This window comes from Jatrophihabitans fulvus (assembly GCF_054781375.1).
In genome coordinates this window covers 572,025-591,542 of sequence record NZ_BAAGUN010000001.1, presented here as the reverse complement: position 1 = coordinate 591,542, position 19,518 = coordinate 572,025, and the positions used below count along the sequence as shown (strand labels likewise).

Here is a 19,518-nt window from a genome sequence, read left to right as displayed (position 1 = left end):
CACTCACATGTGGGGGACGTCGTCGGGGATGTCGTAGAACGTCGGGTGCCGGTAGACCTTGTCGCCGGCGGGCGCGAAGAACGGGTCCTTCTCGTCCGGGCTCGACGCCGTGATGTGTGCCGACTCGACGACCCAGATCGACACGCCCTCGTTGCGGCGGGTGTAGAGGTCACGCGCGTGGTGCAGCGCCATCGTCGCGTCGGCGGCGTGCAGCGAGCCGACGTGCACGTGGTTGAGCCCACGCTTGCCGCGCAGGAAGACCTCGTACAGCGGCCAACCGGAGCGGGTCGCGTTCTCGACGGGGACGCCCTCGGTGGGGACGGCGCCGTGGCCGCCCTCGGCGGTGAACTGTGTCATCGGGTGCGTCCCTTCGCGGCGTGGGCGGCGGCCGCCTCGCGGACCCAGGCGCCGTCCTCGTGGGCGCGGCGACGGTGCTCGACGCGCTGCGCGCTGCACGGGCCGTTGCCCTGGACGACCGCCTTGAACTCGTCCCAGTCGATCGCGCCGAAGTCGTAGTGACCGCGCTCGTCGTTCCAGCGCAGGTCCGGGTCGGGCAGGGTGACCCCGAGCCGTTCGGCCTGGGGGACGGACATGTCGACGAAGCGCTGCCGCAGCTCGTCGTTGGTGTGTCGCTTGATGCCCCACGCCATCGACTGCGCGGTGTTGGGCGAGTCGGCGTCGGGCGGGCCGAACATCATCAGCGAGGGCCACCAGAAGCGATTGGTCGCGTCCTGCACCATGTCCCGCTGCTCCTGGGTGCCGCGCATCATCGTCATGAGCAGCTCGTAGCCCTGCCGCTGGTGGAAGGACTCCTCCTTGCAGATGCGGATCATCGCGCGGGCGTACGGCCCGTACGACGAGCGGCACAGCGGCACCTGGTTGCAGATCGCGGCGCCGTCGACGAGCCAGCCGATGACCCCGACGTCGGCGTACGTGAGCGTCGGGTAGTTGAAGATCGAGCTGTACTTCTGCCGGCGGCTGATGAGCTTCTCGGTCATGTCCTCGCGGTCGGCGCCGAGGGTCTCGGCCGCGCTGTAGAGGTACATGCCGTGGCCGGCCTCGTCCTGCACCTTCGCGAGCAGGATCGCCTTACGCCGCAGCGACGGCGCGCGGGTGATCCAGTTGCCCTCGGGCTGCATGCCGATGATCTCCGAGTGCGCGTGCTGCGCGATCTGCCGGATCATCGTCTTGCGGTAGCCCTCGGGCATCCAGTCGCGCGGCTCGATGCGCCGGTCGTGCTCGATCGTCGCGTCGAAGTGCGACTCCACCGTCTCGGTCACTGCGGCCACTCCTTCGCGACCATCGTCAGCACGTCGTACGTGGCGACGACGGCGTCGTCCTGGTTGGTGACGACGGCGTCCCAGCGCACCTCGCCGTACTCCCCCGGACGGGGGCTGATCTGCTTGCAGGTGAGCGTCACCGACATCGCGTCCCCGAGTTTGAGCGGGGTCACGAAACGCAGGTTGTCGATGCCGTAGTTGGCGAGCACCGGCCCGAAGTCGGGCTGCACGAACAGGCCGGCGGCGAACGACACGATCAGGTAGCCGTGCGCGACACGGGTGCCGAAGAACGGGTTCTTCGCGGCGGCGGCCTCGTCGGTGTGGGCGTAGAAGGTGTCGCCGGTGAACTCGGCGAAGTGCTGCACGTCCTGCTCGGTGACGACCCTCGGGCCACCGGACATGGTGTCACCGACGCGCAGGTCGGCCAGCGATTTGGTGAACGGGTGCGGACCCTCGGTGGCGCGCGGCGCGCCGGTGACCCACCGTCCGGTGATCGCCTGCTGCATGCGGGGCGACGCCTGCACGGCCGTCCGCTGCATGTGGTGGAAGACCCCGCGCATGCCGCCCATCTCCTCGCCGCCACCGGCGCGACCCGGACCGCCGTGCACGAGCATCGGCAGCGGCGACCCGTGACCGGTCGACTCGGGCGCGGCGTCGGAGTCGAGCACGAGCAGGCGGCCGTGCCACGGCGCGGTGCCGAGCACGACGTCGCGCGCGAAGTCGGCGTCGTCGGTGACGACCGACCCGGCGAGGCTGCCCTTGCCGAGACCGGCGAGCTCGACGACGTCGGCGGTGTCGCGGTAGCCGATCAGCGTGCTGACGGGGCCGAACGCCTCGACCTCGTGCACCTCGGCGCGACGGGCGTCGTCCGCCCGCACCAGCACCGGCGAGATGAACGCGCCGCGCTCGGCGTCGGCGCCGACCACGTCGACCCGCTCGGGGTCGCCGAAGACGATGCTGCCGCTCGACTCGAGGGCCTTGAGGCTGCGCCGCACCTCCTCGCGCTGTTCGAGGCTGGCCAACGCCCCCATGCGGACGGACTCGTCGGCCGGGTTGCCGACGACGACGCGTTCGAGGCGCGCCGAGACGGCCTCGGCCACGTCGTCGAGACGGTCGGCGGGGACGAACGCACGGCGGATGGCGGTGCACTTCTGACCCGCCTTGGTCGTCATCTCGGTCACGAGCTGCTTGACGTAGCGGTCGAACGCCGGCGTGCCGGGCGCGGCGTCGGGTCCGAGCACGGACATGTTGAGCGAGTCGGCCTCGGCGTTGAAGCGGACGGAGCGGGCGACGACGTTCGGGTGGGTGCGCAGCCGCTGCGCGGTGCTGGCCGAGCCGGTGAAGCCCAGCAGGTCCTGCTCGCCGAGGTGGTCGAGCAGATCGCCCGCGCTGCCGCTGACGAACTGCAGCGAACCCTCGGGCAGCAGGCCCGATTCGATGATCAGCTCGACCACGCGAGCGGTGAGGTACCCGGTCTGCGAGGCGGGCTTGACGAGGGTCGGCACACCGGCGACGAAGGCCGGGGCGAGCTTCTCGAGCGGCCCCCACACCGGGAAGTTGAACGCGTTGATCTGCACGGCCACGCCGAGCAGCGAGGTGAGCACGTGCTGGCCCAGGAACTGCCCGCCGCGGCCGAGCTGCTCGAGCGGCGCCTCGACGACGACCTTGTCGTTCGGCAGCTCGCGCTTCGCCTTGCTGGCGTAGCTCAGCAGCACGCCGAAGCCGCCGTCGATGTCGAACTTCGAGTCACCCAACGTGGCGCCGGTGCGGTACGAGAGCTGGTACAGCTCGTCGCGGTTCTCCTTGAGCAGCAGGCCGACCGACTTCAGGATCGCGGCGCGCTCGTGGAAGGTCAGCTCCCGCAGCGCGGGGCCGCCCACGGTGCGGCCGTGGTCGAGCGCGGCGGCGAAGTCGACGCCCTCGGACGAGACCCGGGCGACCTCCTCCCCCGTGACGGCGTCCCGCACCGGGTCACCGTCGGACGGGGCGACCCACCGGCCGCCGACGTAGCTGCGCAGAACCGCCATCGCGTGGTCCTCTCCTTGTGCCCGACTGAGGTTTTAGACCGATCGTTCGGTAGGTTACGCTACCGCCGTGAGCGCTGACCAGACCTCGGACGTTCCTGAGCAGGTCCGTTCGATGATGGCCGCGGACGAGGCGTCGCGGGCCCTCGGCATCACCCTTCTCGAGTGCCGCCCGGGGTACGCGCGCACGTCCATGACCCTGGGCCCGACGCACTGCAACGGGTACGGCATCGCCCACGGCGGTCTGGTCTTCACGCTCGCCGACACCGCCTTCGCGTGCGCCTGCAACAGCCACGGCGCGGCGACGGTCGCCGCCGGCGCCGACGTCACCTTCGTGGCGCCCGCGCGCGACGGCGACGTGCTCGTCGCGGACGCCGTCGAGCGCACCCGGTTCGGCCGCTCCGGCATCTACGACGTCACCGTGCGGCGGGGGGACGACGTCGTCGCCGAGTTCCGCGGCCGCAGCCACACCCTCGCCCGCCCCGGGACCGTGTCGTGACGGCGAGCCCGGCGGAGGCGCGCCGTCCCGGCCGTCCGGGTTACGACCAGGAGCGGCTGCTGGCCGTGGCCGTCGACGTCTTCAACGAGCGCGGATACGACGGCACGTCGATGGAGGACCTCGGCAAGCGGCTCGGCATCGCCAAGTCGGCGATCTACCACCACGTGTCCGGCAAGGAGGAGCTGCTGCGGCTGTCGGTCGACCGCGCACTCGGCGGCCTGTTCGCGGTGGCGGACGAGGTGCGCGCCACCGACGTCCGCGCGGTCGCCCGTCTCGAGCTGCTCGTCCGCGGGTCGGTCGAGGTGCTGCAACGCGAGCTGCCGCACGTCACGTTGCTGCTGCGGGTGCGCGGCAACACCCCCACCGAGCGTGACGCGCTCGAACGGCGGCGGGAGTTCGACCGTTACGTCGCCGGTCTCGTTCGCCAGGCCGGACGGGACGGCGACCTGCGCACCGACCTGCCGCCCATGCTCACGGCGCACCTGCTCTACGGGCTCGTGAACTCGCTGACCGAGTGGTACCGGCCCGGCCGCCGCGCGGCCGGGCCCTCCCTCGCCGACGCCGTCGTCGCATTCGCGTTCGACGGCCTGCGGACTACTTCGTGACCATGCCCAGATCGACCGGCAACTGGATGCCGGTCACGTAGCGTCCGCTGTCGGCGACGAGGTACAGGATCGCCTCGCTGATGTCCTCGGGGTCGACGGCGGGCTCGGGGATGAGGTTGAGCGTCTGCAGCATCGGACCGGCCTCCTCGCGCGTGACCGTGCTCGGGTCGCGGTCGGGGAAGAACACCCGGTAGGTGAACGGGTTGTGGATCATCCGCGTGTGCACGTTCGTCGGGTGCACCGTGTTGACGCGGATGCGGTGCTCGGCCAGCTCGATGGCCATCGACTTCGCGAGGCCGACGAGGCCGTGCTTGGCGGCCGAGTAGTGCGCGATGTTCGCCATGCCCTTGAGCCCGGCGGTCGACGACGTGAACACGATGGCGCCGCCGTCGGAGTTCTTCTTCAGGTGCGGGATCGCCGGACGGACGCTGCGGAACTGGCCCGACAGGTTGATGGCGATCATCTCGTCCCACTGCTCGTCGGTCATGTCCTCGACGGGCACGAACGCGGCGATGCCCGCGTTGGCGATCACGATGTCGAGCCGCCCGAGCTGGGCGACGCCCTCGTCCACGGCCTTCGTCAGGCCCGCGGAGTCGCGGATGTCGACCTGGCTGGTGACGATGCGGCGGTCGAGCGCCTCGACGGCCTCGACGGTCGCCTGCATGTCCTCGGCGGTCGCCATCTCGTACCCGACGGTCGCGATGTCGGCGCAGGCGTCGACGCCGATGATGTCGGCGCCCTCCTGCGCGAGCCGGATCGCATGGGAGCGGCCCTGCCCGCGCGCCACACCGGTGATGAAGGCGACCTTGCCCGCCAGCCGCTGTCCCTGCTCGGTCATCAACGCACCTCGAACATCTCGTAGTTGAGCCGGCCGTCCTCGAACCGGCCCTGGCCGACGGCCTGCACGGCGTTCAGCCACGCGTAGCGCTCGTCGGAGGTCTCGAACGTGGGCGCAACGGTGTAGGTGCCGCGAGCCCGGTCGCTCCTGCCGTGATAGGTCACGTACACGGTCGCGCCGTCGTCGGTGCGCACGACCTGCCGCACGTCGAGCAGCATCGAAGCGCCGTCGCGGGACGGCATGGCCCAGTCGCCACCGGCCCCGACGATGTCGCCGCTGAAGCGCTCGCCTTCCCAGCGGCCGTCGCTGATGCCGGCGACCACACGGTTGCCGTACGGGCCGTCGTCGACGGTGAACATGTCGCCCGCCGCAACGCTCACGCGGGCGAGCGGGACGAGTTCGGGTGCTGTCATGACGTCCTTCCGTGGTGATGGTTGCCGCTGTGCGGCGCACAGGCGGCGACGAGTCGTTCGACGAGGCGTCCGGCGAGTGCGCGTTCGACACGACGATGCTCGACGAAGCGCACGTGCGTGATCGGGGCGAGCAGCATCCGCGTCTCGAAGGCGAGGTCCGTGCACGAGCAGAGTTCACCGCGGCGGACGGCGTCGCGCAGCAGCGAGCGCAGCACGCGCGTGCGCTCGGCCAGCAGCGCCCGATGCGCGTCTGCGTAGGCGGGATCGGCGTTTGCGACCGCGAGCAGCGACAGCGTCACCGTGGCGTAGGACGGGGTGTTGACCCGCTCGACCACGTGCGCGAGATAGGCGCGGACGTCGACGCGGACGTCGCCGACGACGGGCGCGTCCTCGGGGCGCTCGGTCAGCGGTGCGAGCGCCTCGAGGTGCAGGGCCGGAAGGGGCTGCGGCCAGTGGCGGTAGATCGAGCTGCGGGCGACGCCGCTGCGTTCGGCGATGCGCTCGACGGTGGCGCCGGCGAAGCCAACCTCCGAGATGAGCTCGTAGGTGGCGGCGAGCACGAGACGGCGGGTCTCGACGACGCGCGGGTCGACACGGACCGCTGTCACGCTGCACCTCCGTCCGAAGTTACTGGAGACAAACTCCACTTCAGGACGCTAGTGTCCGAGACCCGCGCACACAATGCCTCACGATCGGGAGACCCGATGCCCCCTCAGGACGAACCCCTCATCCTGGCGAGCGGGTCCCTGGCGGCCTTGCCGTTCCGCGACCGGGTCGCCGCCGCCGCCGGCGCCGGCTTCGACGCGCTCGGGCTGTCGATCTTCGAGTACGACCGGTTGCGGGCCGAGGGGACGAGCGACGCCGAGATGCTGACCGTTCTCGACGACCACGGGCTGCAGATCCTCGAGTTGGAGGTGCTGCTCGGCTTCGATGCGAGCGACGAGGCCAGGCAGGCGGAACCCATTCCGGGCGTGGCTTATCCGGACGCGGTCACCGAGTCGCGCATGCTCGATCTCGCCGGCACCTTCGGCATCCGGCACATGCAAACCGTCGGCACCTTTGGCACCGAGACCTTCCAGGCGTACGCCGTCGAACGCTTCGCGGCACTGTGCGACCGCGCGGCCGCGTTCGACCTGCTCGTCGCGCTCGAGTTCGTCCCCGGCACGAGCGTCCCGGACGCCGGCACCGCCACGCGCATCGTCACCGAGGCGGGCCGACCGAACGGCGGGATCTGCGCCGACATCTGGCACCACACCCGCGGCCGGAACGACGACACGCTGCTCGCTGCCATCCCGTCCGACCGGGTCGTGATGATCCAGCTCGACGACGGTCCGGCCGAGCCCGTGCTGGACGACTTCGTCATGGACACGCTGCTGCACCGCCTGCCGCCCGGACACGGCGATTTCGACGTCGTCGGGTTCCTCGACCTGCTGTGGTCGGACGGCGCGTCCGCCCCGATCTCGGTCGAGGTGCTGTCCGGCGACCTCGCCGCGCGCCCGGCGCACGAGGTCGCCGCGCTGCTCGCCGCCACGACCCGTGACGTGCTCGCTGCCGCTGCCAGTAGGTTGGTCACGCCGGGGCGGTAGCTCAGCAGGTCAGAGCAGGGGACTCATAATCTCTTGGTCGCGGGTTCGAGCCCCGCCCGCCCCACAGCCCCGGAATCGTGGGGTCGGTCGCACACCGAGTAGCGAACCTGTGCCCGCACAAGGGTGCGACCGAGCGAGAACGCCCCTACCGGGCAAGCCGTGTGCGCCTATGCCGGGGTGGGCAGCGCTGCTCCGGATTCGCATTGAACCCAAGATCGTCACGATTGCACCGGCAACGTACGCCGAGGGTCGACTGTCTCAATTCGGTGCAGCAGGCGCCTCGCGTGTCGGCCCCGCTTCAAGGGATGAGGCCCGGCGCCAATCCTCCTGGTAAAGAAGGGGGCCCCGCCTAGGTGTGCTCGGTCCCTGTTGGGCGGAGAGGGGCCGTCACTGACCGAAGGCGGAAGCGGACGTCGACAACGCAGTTGGTGATGACCGTTGCCGAGGGGTGTGCGCTGCTCGGTGAGGCGTTCGACGACCTGGTCGAGGTGCGGGACCCCGCAGCGCATGGACGGCGGCCGGTAGTGCTGGCGCCGGGTGATGTTCGTGGTCGCCGTCGCGCGTACTTCGGGTGTGTACAGGGAGGACGAGCGAAAGCGCGAGCACGAAAGGCCGATCCAACTGCACACTTGGCGGTGCCGACGCGCAGGATGCTGTCCGCGTGACCGAACAACGGCGCCGAAAGATTCCAGGAACGTATTGAGGTGATCGGCGAGCGGCTCGACGAGCTCAGAGTCGGTCGTCCTAGCTCACCGGTGGCGGTCGAGCGCTCGACGCAGCATGCGGGCGAGGCTCGCCAACACAGTGCGCACGCACATCGAGCAGGTGCGCGGCAGCACGATGAGCTGGCTGACGCAGGCATCGGGGACGTCGATCGTCACCGACGCGCCGTCCGAGAGGATTACGACGCTGCGGAGCACGACGACGCGGGTAGCTGACACGCCCGCGGTCACTCTTCGCACTCAGACTCTTCGCAACCCTTGTGAGCAGGACACAGGCTGAATGGGCGGCGCCGAGCCGGACGCTGAGCCCCCCGACTGGTGCTGCGGGCGGCCGGGATGATTGGTGAGTCGTATTGGCTCGTGGTTCGCGACGATGTTGCCGCGGCCCGACGGAAGTGTGACGGCATTGAATGCCACCGCGCGTATGTGACAGACCGCGATCGCAACAGGCGGAGCCGTCCCCGGGCACCCCGGCCGAGCCCTTGTCAGCTGATCGGCCGCCGCGACTGGTCACAGCGATCGCGGACGCGGTCGGCGACCCAGCCGAGGCGCAGGGTCATCGGGTTCACAACCCCCGGGGCCGCTCGCGGCGAGCGCCGCCACACCGCGGCGAGGTCGTCGGGCATCTCCACCCCGGCGACATGATCGGCGAGCAACGTACCCAGATAAGGAGCTTGCGGCAGGCCGTGCCCGTTGCAGGCGAGGGAGTAGTAGACGTTCTCGCCGACCCGACCCACGGCCGCCATGTTCGACGGCGTCACTCCGATCCAGCCGCCCCACGCCCGCGCGGGCCCGACGTGGCCTAGCGTCGGGAACCGCTCCCGGAAACCGCGGACGAGATCGTCGACCACGGAGACGTCGGGAAGCCTGTCCACGATGCGAGAAGGCATCTGCAACCTGCGTGTGGTGAACACGATCGTTCCACGGTCGGTGGTCCGAAAGCTCTGCATGATCAGGTGATTCGTCGTGATCGGCGCCCGACTCGTCCATCCGGCGGCGTCGAGATCGGCCGGTGACACCGCCTCGGTCTCGACGGCCGTGACCCAGACCGGCGTGGCCAGGTGGCGCGAGACGATCCCCAGCTCGCGCGTGTGGGCATTGGTCGTGACGATCGCCCGGCGGGCGATCACACTGCCGCCCGCGCAGTCGACGCGCACCCGCTCACCGGCGTCCTCGACGTGCAGCACCCGGCTCTGCTCGAAGACCCGGGCGGGCGACGCTCGCACGCGGTCGCGCATGCCGAGCGCGAACCGTCCGGGATCGAGAACCCCGCCGATCTTGATGTGGACGCCGCCGTGGAACGCGGGCGGGATGCCCAATGTCTGTGCGTCCCCCACGACCGATCGGCGGCTTGATCTCATCGTCGACCGCATGCTCGCGAACGCCGACGCCGTTGGGGCGGCGGCGACGTTGCCTGTCGCGTGGTAGCCGCAGTCGAGCCCCTGATCGGCGATGAGCTTCTCAGTGAAGGACACCGCGTTGTTCGCGAACCGGTACAGCGAGGCGAGCCGGTCGCGGTAGAAGCGCTCGAGGATGCGCTGGTCGCTCCCGAGCGTGTTCGTCACGTAGCCGGCGTTCCGTGCACTCGCCGCCCATCCGCACACGTCCTGGTCGACGAGCACGACGTCCTTGCCCGTTTCTGCGAGCCGCAATGCGGCCGCCATGCCGCCCAGGCCGCCACCGACCACGACAACATCGCACCTCACCTCGCCGGACACGGACGGGGCGAGTTCGGTGGGACGCGCGACCCAGCCGCTGCCCAGGACGCGGTCGACCGTCGAGGCGGCGGAGGGTGACACCGTCAGACCGCCTCGTGGATGACCAGCAGATCATCGACGGACGGGACGGCGGGTTCGACGAACCGTCGGAAGACGTCGAAGAAATCTTCGGGCTCGAGGGCACCCTCCGGCGCGTGCACCCCGGTGGCATCGATGCGCCCCTGGCGGAGCAGTTCGAGACCGACGGCGAGGGCGACTCCGGTGCCCCCGCCCATCTTGCCGGGAGGCATCGCGGCCGGCTCGACGGAGATGCTGACGGCGTCGCCGTCCCGCTCGCCACGCACCAGGGCCCAGACCTGGCCCAGTGGGTCGCGACGGCCCGTGGTCGCGTCCGCGGGGCGTTCGGGGTTGTTCAGACGTGCCGCTCCCTCGGCGAGGGTGATCCGCCCGGCGTCGAACTCGGCCGCGACGCTGCGGGCGTGCTCGAAGACCCACGCCGGGCCCGAGGTGTAGTTGCCGGCGAACGTCACCCCCGCGAGGTAGCGCGGCAGGGTCACTGCCTCGGGATGGCCGACGGTGTACGCCTGCACCGTCCCCAGGCCGGGGTAGTCGAACTCGGCCGGTTCGAGCGGTGCGACGTCGCGCTCGGCGCCGTCCCGCCACGCGCGGATGCTGCCGCTGACCTGGATGAGCCAGTGCTCGACGGCCGCGCCGGCAGCTCCCGCCGACGCAGGGCAGTCCGCCTCGTCCTCGAGCACGGCGCCTCGCATCGACCATCCGGTCAGGACGTCGTGCACCTTGTCGAGCCGGCGCGACACCAACAGCGCCATGAGGTTGGAGATGCCGGGGCTGCCCCCGATGCCCTTGACGATCGTGAGCCCGCGCTCTCGCGCCCGTGCGTCGTGCTCGAAGGCGTCGAGCGTCGACTCCCAGTCGTCGTCGATGTCGAGGTAGTCGCACCCGCTGTCGATCGCTGCGTCGAGGACGGGGCCTGCGAACCGGGAGAACGGGCCCATCGTGTTCAGGACGACATCGGCGCCGTCGAAGCAGGCGCGCAGAGCGTCCGGGTCGGTCGCGTCGAGTTGCACGGCTATGCACGGATCTCCGACCTCGTCGGCGACCCGCTGAGCACGCGCGAGGTCGATGTCGGCGATCACGAGCCGCGCGGTCGAGCCCAGCCGTGCGATGGCGCGGACGGCCCAGCGGCCCATCGCACCGGCACCGCCGACGATCACCACCTCGGGCAGCGGGGCGGCCGTCGTCACGTCGTTCATCGCAAGGTCCTCTCGTCGGGCGGCGCCACGACCGCGTCATGTCGAACGTCCCACCTCCGCGGCGACCGGGCCGCGGTTCGGCGGCCTCACCACCCTGCCGGGGGATGCCGCCGGGCCGGGTCACTCCGCGGTGTAACCGCCGTCGACCAGGTGGCAGCTCCCCGTGATGAACGACGCGGCGTCGGACGCGAGGAAGGCGATCAGGTGGGCCACCTCGTCGGCGCTACCCAGCCGACCCATCGGGTGCCGGCCGGCGAGCATGCGCTCGGCGTGCGCGTCGATGCCGGCCAGCAGACGAGTGGCGACGAAGCCGGGCGCGACCGCGTTGACACGCACTCCGGCCACCGCGTGCTCCACGGCGGCGGACTTGGTCAGGCCGACGACGCCGTGCTTGGACGCGACGTACGCACCGGTGCCGTAGAAGGCGACCGACCCGAGGACGGACGCCACGTTCACCACGGCGGCGCCGCCGGCGCCCATCATCGCGGGCAACTGCGCGCGCATCCCGTAGAAGACGCCACTCAGGTTGACGCCGACGACCTGGTTCCAATTGTCGACGGCCATCTCCGGGACCGGAGCGTCGATCCCGGTGATGCCGGCGTTGTTGACGGCTATCCGTAGGGGCCCGAGTTCGGCGGCGGCGGCCACCGCCTGCTCGTTCGACGTCGGGTCGGCCGCGTCACCGACGAAGGCCCGCGCCGTCCCGCCCGCCTCGGCGATCTCCTCGGCGACCCTGGTGGCCCCGGATCCGGAGATGTCGTGGACGAGGACTGCGGCGCCGTTGGCGGCGAGCAGTTTCGCCGTGGCCTCGCCGATGCCGGAACCTGCTCCGGTGACGATGGCGGCCCGGCCGGCCACGTCGTAGGTCGCCATCAGGACGGTCCTTCCGCGTGGATCATGCGAGTTCGAACCCGTGGTAGTAGGACGTGGCGATGCCGTCGCAGACCTGCCGGTAGAGCCCGACCCCGCCGGTGAACGGCATGAAGACCCGTTGTTTGCCCGGGATGTTCGAGCCGAGGTACCAGGACGCTGCCTTCGGCATCAGGGTCAGGTCGGCAAGGTCGTTGTTCGTGGTCACCCAGTTGTCCTGCGCCTCCGGCGTCGCCTGAATACGGGTGAGTCCGCGCTCACGCAAATGCACCAGGGCGTCGGTGATCCAGTCGACGTGCTGCTCGATGGAGGTGAACATGTTCGTCAGCACGGACGGGCTCTGCGGGCCGCAGATCGTGAACAGGTTGGGGAAGCCCGCGCTCATCAGGCCCAGGTAGGTCCGTGGCCCGTCCGCCCATGCGTCGCGCAGGCTCGTCGTGCCGTTCCGTATGTCGATCGCCTTCAGCGCCCCCGTCATCGCATCGAAGCCGGTGGCCAGGACGACGACGTCGAACCGGTGTTCCCGCGGCCCGGCCTGGATGCCGTCGGGAGTGAACCGCACGATGGGCTCGGCGTTGAGGTCGACCAGCGACACGGTGTCGCGGTTGTAGACCTCGTAGTAGCCGGTGTCGACGCACAGCCGCTTCGCCGCGATGGGATAGGTGGGCAGCAGTGTCTCGGCCACGGCCGGGTCGAGCACCTTCTCGCGAATACGCTCACGGACGTAGTCGGCCGCCAGCTCGTTGGCACGCGGGTCGACGAGGACGTCCGTCAGACCGTCGGCGAAGCACAGGCCGCCGAACTCCCACCGCCGGTCCAGGGTCCGTCGCACGTCCGTCCCCGGCGCGGCGAGTGCCGTGTCAACACCGTCGCACTGGAATCCGCTCACGGTCGTCCGGCTGGCCGCACGGATCTCGTCGTAGCGGGCCTTCACCCCGGGCAGGGTGTCGGCGAGCGGCTCGTTGTGAGCCGGGACCGCGTAGCACGGGGTGCGCTGGAAGACGGTGAGGCTCCCGACGAGGGGAGCGATCGCCGTGATGGTCTGCAGTCCGGACGAGCCCGTTCCGATGACACCCACACGCCTGCCCCGCAGGTCGGCGTTCTCGGGCCAGTCGGACGTCCACAGCAGCTCACCCGCGTAGTCGTCCATGCCGGCGAAGACCGGCACGGCCGGAACGGACAGCACCCCGGTCGCGGCGACGACGTAGCGGGCCGACAGGGTTCGGCCGCTGTCCGTCTGCGCTGTCCATCGACGTGTCGTGTCGTCCCATGCGAGGGCGGTCACCCGTGTCCTGAACTCGATGTGGTCGCGCAGCCCGTGACGGTCCGCCACGTGGCGGGCGTAGGCCAGCAGTTCGGGTTGCGCCGCGTAGCGCTCGGACCACTCCCACTCCTGCTGCAGGGCAGAGTCGAACGAGTAGGAATACTCGACCGACTGGATGTCGCACCTGGCGCCGGGGTACCGGTTCCAGAACCACACTCCCCCGACGTCGCTGCCCGCCTCGACGATCTTCGCTTCGAACCCGTGCGCGCGCAGCGCATGCAACTGGTACATGCCGGCGAAGCCGGCGCCGATGACGAGCGCATCGAGCTCAGCCACGGGTCGACACCTTTTGCGCGACGGCGCCTACCGTCCGGCGCAGGTGCGCAGCGACGAGGCCGATCCCTGTCGCGTAACCGGGAAGGACGCCCGCCATCTGGAAGAACGTGTGCATCTCCCCCGTCGCCTCCGCCAACGTCACCTCAACACCGGCAGCCGCCAGCGCCTCGGCGTAGGCCACCCCCTCGTCGCGCAGCGGGTCGTACTGGGCGACGTAGACCAGGGCAGGCGGAAGCCCGCGCAGGTCGGTAGCGCGCAGTGGTGATGCGTCCGGATGGCGCCGCGCATCCCGGTCGGGCAGGTAGTGGTCCCAAAACCACCCCATGCCGTCGCGGGTGAGCAGCAGCTGGTTCTCGGCGGCCGAGTAGGACGGGGTGTCGAGATCGCAGTCGGTCACCGGATACACGAGGACCTGCAGTCGGACGTCGGGACCCCCCGCGTCACGAGCCCATCGGGCGAGCACCGCCGCGAGATTGCCGCCGGCGCTGTCACCGGCGAGGACGACGGGCGCGCCGTCGGCTGCGAGTCGACCGGTCCGCTCGGCCGCCCACTGCAGAGCTGCCCAACCGTCGCGCAGCGCGGTCGGGTACGGATGCTCCGGCGCCTTGCGATAGTTCACCATCACGACGGTCACGCCCGCCTCGTTGGCGAGGTCCCGACCGACGTGGTCGTGCTGCAGGTCGATGTCCCCCAGCACCCAGCCACCGCCGTGGAAGTACACGACGACCGCAGCCGACACGCCGTGCGGCTTGAGCACGCGGACGCGCACGGTGCCCGCGTCGTGGCCGACGTGGTGCTCCTCGACCGAACCCACGTCGGCACCGGGCCCGCTCACACCCGCCATGACGATCTCGCCGAGGCGGGCGATACCCGGCGTGGTCTCGTGCAGGGCAGGGTCACCCGACTCGCGGTAGCTGCGGACGAGTTCCGCGGATGTCTGCTCCAGCGTCATGCGCGATTCCCGGTTAGGCGCCGGTGCGGACGAGCTTGCGGTTCGCGAACTCGTCCACGCCCCACGGGCCGAGTTCGCGACCGAAGCCGGAGTTCTTGACCCCTCCGAACGGCAGTCCGGGCTCGTCGGCGCCGACGATGTTGACGAACACCATGCCGGCCTCGAGGCCGTTCGCCACGCGCTGGCCCTGATCCCTGTCGGTGGTGAAGACGTAGGAGCCGAGGCCGTACGGGCTGTCGTTGGCGACGTCGAGCGCCTCCTGCTCGGAGCCGACGCGGTACACGCTGACGACGGGACCGAACAATTCCTCCTTGCCGGCGGCGTTGCCCGGTGCAATGTCGACGAGGACGGTGGGCTCGAAGAACGCGCCGATGCGGCCGCCGCCGAGAACTGCCTTGGCGCCGCCGTCGACCACGCGCCGGACCTGGTCCTCCAGGTGTTCCGCGGCCGCCACCGACGACAGCGGTCCGACGACCGTGCCCTCGGCGGTGGGATCGCCCGGCCGGATCTGTTCGAGCACGGCGCCGACCCTCTCGAGGAAGGCGTCGTAGAGCTCGTCGATGACGATGAACCGCTTGGCACCGCAGCACATCTGGCCGGCGTTGTCGTAGATGCGTACCGTCAGCGCGGCTTCCACGGTTGCGTCGAGGTTGTCGGTGCTCAGCAGGATGAACGGGTCGGCGCCGCCGAGTTCGAGAACGACCTTCTTCAGATGACGGCCCGCGATCTCGGCGACATGCGCGCCCACTGCTTCGGAACCGGTCACCGAGACTCCGGCGACCCGGGGGTCCGCGATGATGCGGTCGACCTGCTCGTAGGTCGCGTACAGGTTGCTGAAGGCGCCGGCCGGGAAGGCGGCGTCGGTGAAGATCTCGGCGATGGCGCTCGACGACTCGGGGCACTGCGACGCGTGCTTGAGCAGGATCGGATTGCCGAGCATCAGATTCGGGCCCGCGAACCGGGCCACCTGGTAGTACGGGTAGTTCCACGGCATGACGCCCAGCAGCACACCCGAGGGCGAGCGACGGATGACGGCCGTCCCTTCGCCCCACACGAGCGGCACCGGCTCGTCGGCGAGAAAGTTCTCGGCGTTCTCGGCGTAGTAGCCGTAGATCGCCGCGGCGAAGTCGACCTCGAGGAGGGCCTGGTCGAGCGGCTTGCCCATCTCCCGGCTGATGATGGCGGCCAGGGTCTCCCGGCGCTCGACGTACAGTTCCGCGACACGCGCCAGCAGCGCTGTGCGTTCCGCCGGCGTGGTCGTCCGACCCCAGGTCCGGTAGGCGTGCTCGCCGCGCTGGAGCGCCGACTCAATCTCGTCGTCGGTCGACGAGTCGAACTCCTTGATGCGGTCACCGGTACTCGGGTCGACGACGGCGTACTGACTCACGACGGGTCCTCCACTCGCAGGCGTGCATTCGGCAGCGCGAGCCTGACGTCGACGCTCTCCCCCAGCCGGACGCGCCGACGAAGCACCCCCATCCGGGGGACGGCCCCATCACCCATCCGGGTACTGCCCGGCGCTCTCGCCGACCACGTCCCGCGCGGCACCACATGCTCCGCGTCATGACCACTCCCATCGCCGACCTGTTCGACGTCTCCGGCAAGCGCGTCATCGTCACGGGCGCCAGCCGCGGGATCGGCCGCGCTCTGGCCGTCGCGTTCGCTCATCGTGGCGCGCACGTTCTCGGTGTGGCCCGGTCCGAGGACGGGCTCGCCAAGACCGGAGAGCTCGCCGAAGGTGGTTCCGGCCGCTACGAGCACCTCGCGACCGACCTGCGCGCGCCGGAGTCGGTCGAGGCCGCTGTCGCGTCCGCGGCCGAACGCCTCGATGGGATCGACGTACTGATCAACAACGCAGCGGACGACCACGACTCTGCGATCGAGAAGACCGATCTCGAGGTGTACCAACGCGTTCAGGACCTCAACGTCCGGTCCGTGTGGGTGGCGCTCAAGGCGGCGTCGCCGTTCCTCAAGGACGGCGGCGGGTCGGTGATCAACATCGCGTCCGTGCTCGGCCTCGTGGGCATCCGCGACGACAGCGCGTACATCGCCGCCAAGCACGCGCTGGTGGGCGTCACCCGGGCCATCGCGCTGGAGTGGGCACGCAAGGGCGTACGGGTGAACGCCCTTGCACCGGGATACGTCGACACCGCCATGCTCGGGGACATCTCGGCCGACCAGGACCTCGCCGCGTACGCCAAACAGACGACGCCGATGAACCGGTGGTCCCAGCCCGAGGAGTACGCCGGCCCGGCCATCTTCCTGGCGTCCGAGGCGTCGGCCTTCATGACGGGCCAGGTGCTGGTCGTCGACGGTGGCTACACCGCGCAGTGACGCGGGCGTTGCGCATCGACCCCATCCATCCAGTCCCGGAGGCGCACTGTGACCGCCCGTGATCTGACGGTGTACTCCGCCCTCGCCCAGCAGGCGGAGAAGGCACCGGACTCGCCGCTCATGCGCTTCGGTGGCCAGGACCACAGCCGACGACAGATCTTCGACACGGTCACCTCGGTCGCAGCGGGATTGCGGGGACTCGGCCTCAACCGCGGAGACCGGGCGCTGCTCGTCGCGGACAACAGCATGGAGCACGTCGCGGCCTGGCTCGGTGCCGACGCGGCAGGGCTGATCGACGTGCCGATCAACAACGAGGCACGCGGCGCGCAACTGCGCTACCTCGTCGAGGACGCCGCTCCCAGGGTGCTCATCGGTCACCCCCACCGTCTGCACGCACTCGCCGGCGCCCTGCCCGCCCCGCCGGACCATGTCGTCGTCATCGGCCCGGACTGCGGCGACACCTTCTTCGGCGACGGCGCGCAGCACCTGACCCTCGACGACCTGATCGAGTTCGGGCGGGACGGCGACGTCGTCCCGCCGGGCAACTCCGACAGCGCCACGATGATCTACACGTCCGGCACGACCGGACCGTCCAAAGGGGTGCTCGTCCCGCAGGCGTCATACGTTCGTTGGGCCGAACGCGGACTCGCCCAACTCGGCATGACCGAGGGGGAGACCGTCTTCACCCCGGAACCGCTGTTCCACTCCGACGCCCGCGCCTACGTGATCGCTGCGCTGATCAGCGGCGGCCGCGTCGCGGTGGGCGACCGCTTCAGCGTCAGCGGCTTTTGGGACGCGGTGCGCGAGGCCGACGCCAAGTACTTCGCCTACCTCGGGACCATGCTGTCGATGCTGTTCGCGGCAGCGCCCCGCGACGACGATGACGACAACCCCGCCGTCGTCGGCACCGGAGCAGCGGCACCGGCGGCGATCCACGAAGCGTTCGAACGCCGCTTCGGCGTCCGGCTGCTCGAGATGTACGGCATGACCGAGTCGATGCTGATCACGGCCAACTCCCTCACGGACTCCCGGATCGGCTCCGTCGGCAAACCCGTGCCGGAACTCGAGGTCGCGCTGGTCGACGAGGACGACGAACCCGTCGCCGTGGGCGAGGTCGGTGAGGTCGTGCTCCGGCCACACCACCCGGACCTGATCATGAACGGCTACTGGGGCAAGCCCGACGCCACCGTCGCGGCCTGGCGGAACCTGTGGTTCCACACCGGCGACAGGATGCGCGCGGACGACGACGGCTTCTTCTACTACGTGGGCAGGCTCAAGGACTCCATCCGGCGCCGCGGCGAGAACGTCTCCGCCTGGGAGGTGGAGATCGCCACCGGCAGGCACCCCGACGTGCTGACCTCGGCGGCGATCGGCGTCCCGTCCGACCTCGGCGAAGAGGACGTCGCGGTGCTGGCCGTTCCCCGCGGCGGACACGTCATCGACCCGGCCGGGCTGCACGCCTTCCTCGCGGCCGAACTCCCCCGCTACGCCGTGCCGCGCTTCATCGAGATCGTCGACGCGCTGCCGAGGACACCGACCGAACGCGTCGACAAGAACGCCGTCCGGACGCGTGGACTCACCGACCTCGCCTGGGACGCCACCCCCGACGGCCGACACGCCGCACCTGACAGGAGCCCGACATGAATCGCACCGTCTACGACGCCGACCACGAGGCCTTCCGCAGCACGCTGCGGTCCTTCCTGGAGGCGGAGGTCGTGCCGCACTACGACACCTGGCTCGCCGACGGACTCGTGCCGCGCGACCTGTACCGACGCCTCGGCGACCTCGGCGTGTTCGGCATCAGCGTCCCCGAGGAGTTCGGCGGCGCCGGCCTGGACACGCACAAGTTCATCGCCATCCAGTCCGAGGAGACCGCGCGGCTCGGCGTCACCGCCGGTACGAACGTCCACGTGCTGCTCGCCCTGCCGTACATCAAGCACCTCGCGACCGACGAGCAGAAGAAGCGCTACCTGCCCGACTTCGTCAGCGGCGAGCAGATGTGGGCACTGGCGATGACGGAGCCGGACACCGGTTCGGACCTGAGCGGGATGCGCAGCACCGCGGTCCGGTCCGAGGACGGGTCGCACTACGTGCTCAACGGCGCGAAGACGTTCATCACCGGCGGCGTGCACGCCGACCGGGTGATCGTGGCGGCCCGCACGAGTGGACCGCGGCCGGACGACCGCCGCTTCGGCATCTCGCTGTTCGCCGTCGACGCCGGCGCACCCGGCTACACCGTCGGACGCAAGCTCGACAAGCTCGGGCTGCGCACGGAGGACACGGCGGAGTTGTCCTTCGTCGACGTGCGCGTGCCGGCCGAGGACCTGCTCGGCGAGGAGGACCACGGCTTCGGTTACCTGGGCCAGAACCTTCCCTCCGAGCGGTGGGGCATCGCCCACGGCGCGTACGCACAGGCGGCCGCAGCCGTGCAGTTCGCGCACCGCTACGTCGAGCAACGTGAGGTGTTCGGCCGTCCCGTCGCCTCGTTCCAGAACACGAAGTTCGAACTCGCCGCGTGCAAGGCCGAGGTGGACGCGGCGCAGGCCGTCACCGACCGTGCCCTCGAAGCACTGGACCGCGGCGAGCTGACTGCCGCGGAGGCCGCGTCGGCCAAGCTGTTCTGCACCGAGGTCGCGCACCGCGTCATCGACCGGTGCCTGCAACTGCACGGCGGCTACGGCTTCATCAACGAGTACCCCATCGCCCGCCTGTACGCCGACAACCGGGTCAACCGGATCTACGGCGGAACGTCCGAGGTCATGAAGATGATCATTGCGAAGGACATGGGACTCTGAGGCGCGGT

Annotated in this window: 19 protein-coding genes and 1 tRNA gene; 7 read left to right on the top strand and 13 right to left on the bottom strand. The window is 70.3% G+C overall.

Translation table 11 applies throughout. The annotated features are described in order from the left end of the window. Nucleotides 1-3: 3 nt before the first annotated feature. The 3 genes from paaB to paaZ are packed head-to-tail and all read right to left on the bottom strand — an operon-like array spanning nucleotide 4 to nucleotide 3,307. Nucleotides 4-357, bottom strand: a complete 354-nt coding sequence (gene paaB / locus ACYVP9_RS02895) for a 1,2-phenylacetyl-CoA epoxidase subunit PaaB (protein WP_460603184.1) — start codon at nucleotides 355-357, stop codon at nucleotides 4-6. Next, on the bottom strand, nucleotides 354-1,289 hold the full coding sequence (paaA, locus tag ACYVP9_RS02890) for a 1,2-phenylacetyl-CoA epoxidase subunit PaaA (RefSeq protein ID WP_460603183.1): 936 nt from the start codon (nucleotides 1,287-1,289) through the stop codon (nucleotides 354-356). The genes paaB and paaA overlap by 4 nt, the downstream gene beginning before the upstream one ends. Then, a complete protein-coding gene (gene paaZ, locus ACYVP9_RS02885) occupies nucleotides 1,277-3,307 on the bottom strand; it encodes a phenylacetic acid degradation bifunctional protein PaaZ (RefSeq protein WP_460603182.1) in 2,031 nt (676 codons plus the stop codon). Before paaZ ends, paaA begins: the two co-directional genes overlap by 13 nt. A gap of 112 nt (nucleotides 3,308-3,419) precedes the next feature. Here paaZ and paaI point away from each other — a divergent pair, with 112 nt between their 5' ends. Together paaI and ACYVP9_RS02875 are read left to right on the top strand one after the other, a co-directional pair. Then, nucleotides 3,420-3,803 (top strand): hydroxyphenylacetyl-CoA thioesterase PaaI, encoded by a 384-nt coding sequence (gene paaI, locus ACYVP9_RS02880; protein WP_460604276.1) that lies wholly within the window; start codon nucleotides 3,420-3,422, stop codon nucleotides 3,801-3,803. Continuing rightward, nucleotides 3,800-4,408 carry a TetR/AcrR family transcriptional regulator gene (locus ACYVP9_RS02875; protein ID WP_460603181.1) on the top strand — a complete coding sequence of 203 codons (609 nt, stop codon included), beginning with the start codon at nucleotides 3,800-3,802 and terminating at the stop codon, nucleotides 4,406-4,408. The genes paaI and ACYVP9_RS02875 overlap by 4 nt, the downstream gene beginning before the upstream one ends. Here ACYVP9_RS02875 and ACYVP9_RS02870 read toward each other — a convergent pair. From ACYVP9_RS02870 to ACYVP9_RS02860, 3 genes are read right to left on the bottom strand one after another with little or no spacing between them, the layout of a single operon-like run. Continuing rightward, nucleotides 4,398-5,246 (bottom strand): mycofactocin-coupled SDR family oxidoreductase, encoded by an 849-nt coding sequence (locus tag ACYVP9_RS02870; protein ID WP_460603180.1) that lies wholly within the window; start codon nucleotides 5,244-5,246, stop codon nucleotides 4,398-4,400. The two genes, ACYVP9_RS02875 and ACYVP9_RS02870, sit on opposite strands and share 11 nt — an antisense overlap. Next, on the bottom strand, nucleotides 5,246-5,659 hold the full coding sequence (locus ACYVP9_RS02865; RefSeq protein WP_460603179.1) for a DUF3237 domain-containing protein: 414 nt from the start codon (nucleotides 5,657-5,659) through the stop codon (nucleotides 5,246-5,248). Before ACYVP9_RS02865 ends, ACYVP9_RS02870 begins: the two co-directional genes overlap by 1 nt. Continuing rightward, a complete protein-coding gene (locus ACYVP9_RS02860; protein WP_460603178.1) occupies nucleotides 5,656-6,267 on the bottom strand; it encodes a TetR/AcrR family transcriptional regulator in 612 nt (203 codons plus the stop codon). Before ACYVP9_RS02860 ends, ACYVP9_RS02865 begins: the two co-directional genes overlap by 4 nt. 96 nt (nucleotides 6,268-6,363) lie before the next feature. On the opposite strand from ACYVP9_RS02860, the gene ACYVP9_RS02855 reads away from it, so the two are divergent. Continuing rightward, entirely contained in the window at nucleotides 6,364-7,245 is an 882-nt protein-coding gene (locus ACYVP9_RS02855; RefSeq protein ID WP_460603177.1) for a sugar phosphate isomerase/epimerase family protein, read from the top strand. Continuing rightward, nucleotides 7,236-7,309, top strand: a tRNA-Ile gene (locus ACYVP9_RS02850). Before ACYVP9_RS02855 ends, ACYVP9_RS02850 begins: the two co-directional genes overlap by 10 nt. Before the next feature lie 685 nt (nucleotides 7,310-7,994). On the opposite strand, the gene ACYVP9_RS02845 is transcribed toward ACYVP9_RS02850, so the two are convergent. The 7 genes from ACYVP9_RS02845 to ACYVP9_RS02815 form a co-directional block, all read right to left on the bottom strand. Continuing rightward, nucleotides 7,995-8,186, bottom strand: coding sequence for a hypothetical protein (locus ACYVP9_RS02845; RefSeq protein WP_460603176.1), 192 nt, complete (start codon nucleotides 8,184-8,186; stop codon nucleotides 7,995-7,997). A gap of 266 nt (nucleotides 8,187-8,452) precedes the next feature. Further along, nucleotides 8,453-9,766 (bottom strand): NAD(P)/FAD-dependent oxidoreductase, encoded by a 1,314-nt coding sequence (locus ACYVP9_RS02840; RefSeq protein WP_460603175.1) that lies wholly within the window; start codon nucleotides 9,764-9,766, stop codon nucleotides 8,453-8,455. Nucleotides 9,767-9,768: 2 nt separating this feature from the next. Beyond that, on the bottom strand, nucleotides 9,769-10,959 hold the full coding sequence (locus tag ACYVP9_RS02835) for a saccharopine dehydrogenase family protein (protein WP_460603174.1): 1,191 nt from the start codon (nucleotides 10,957-10,959) through the stop codon (nucleotides 9,769-9,771). Between the two features lie 120 nt (nucleotides 10,960-11,079). Then, entirely contained in the window at nucleotides 11,080-11,832 is a 753-nt protein-coding gene (locus ACYVP9_RS02830; protein ID WP_460603173.1) for an SDR family NAD(P)-dependent oxidoreductase, read from the bottom strand. A gap of 22 nt (nucleotides 11,833-11,854) precedes the next feature. Beyond that, entirely contained in the window at nucleotides 11,855-13,429 is a 1,575-nt protein-coding gene (locus tag ACYVP9_RS02825) for a flavin-containing monooxygenase (protein ID WP_460603172.1), read from the bottom strand. Then, nucleotides 13,422-14,381, bottom strand: coding sequence for an alpha/beta hydrolase (locus ACYVP9_RS02820; RefSeq protein ID WP_460603171.1), 960 nt, complete (start codon nucleotides 14,379-14,381; stop codon nucleotides 13,422-13,424). Before ACYVP9_RS02820 ends, ACYVP9_RS02825 begins: the two co-directional genes overlap by 8 nt. Before the next feature lie 13 nt (nucleotides 14,382-14,394). Further along, complete coding sequence (locus ACYVP9_RS02815; RefSeq protein WP_460603170.1) at nucleotides 14,395-15,768, bottom strand: NAD-dependent succinate-semialdehyde dehydrogenase; 1,374 nt, start codon at nucleotides 15,766-15,768, stop codon at nucleotides 14,395-14,397. Nucleotides 15,769-15,944: 176 nt separating this feature from the next. On the opposite strand from ACYVP9_RS02815, the gene ACYVP9_RS02810 reads away from it, so the two are divergent. From ACYVP9_RS02810 to ACYVP9_RS02800, 3 genes are read left to right on the top strand one after another with little or no spacing between them, the layout of a single operon-like run. Then, the gene (locus ACYVP9_RS02810) at nucleotides 15,945-16,715 is read left to right on the top strand and encodes an SDR family NAD(P)-dependent oxidoreductase (RefSeq protein WP_460603169.1); all 771 of its coding nucleotides are present in this window, start codon (nucleotides 15,945-15,947) and stop codon (nucleotides 16,713-16,715) included. Between the two features lie 48 nt (nucleotides 16,716-16,763). Continuing rightward, complete coding sequence (locus ACYVP9_RS02805) at nucleotides 16,764-18,359, top strand: AMP-binding protein (protein WP_460603168.1); 1,596 nt, start codon at nucleotides 16,764-16,766, stop codon at nucleotides 18,357-18,359. Then, on the top strand, nucleotides 18,356-19,510 hold the full coding sequence (locus ACYVP9_RS02800) for an acyl-CoA dehydrogenase family protein (protein WP_460603167.1): 1,155 nt from the start codon (nucleotides 18,356-18,358) through the stop codon (nucleotides 19,508-19,510). The genes ACYVP9_RS02805 and ACYVP9_RS02800 overlap by 4 nt, the downstream gene beginning before the upstream one ends. Nucleotides 19,511-19,518: the final 8 nt, after the last annotated feature.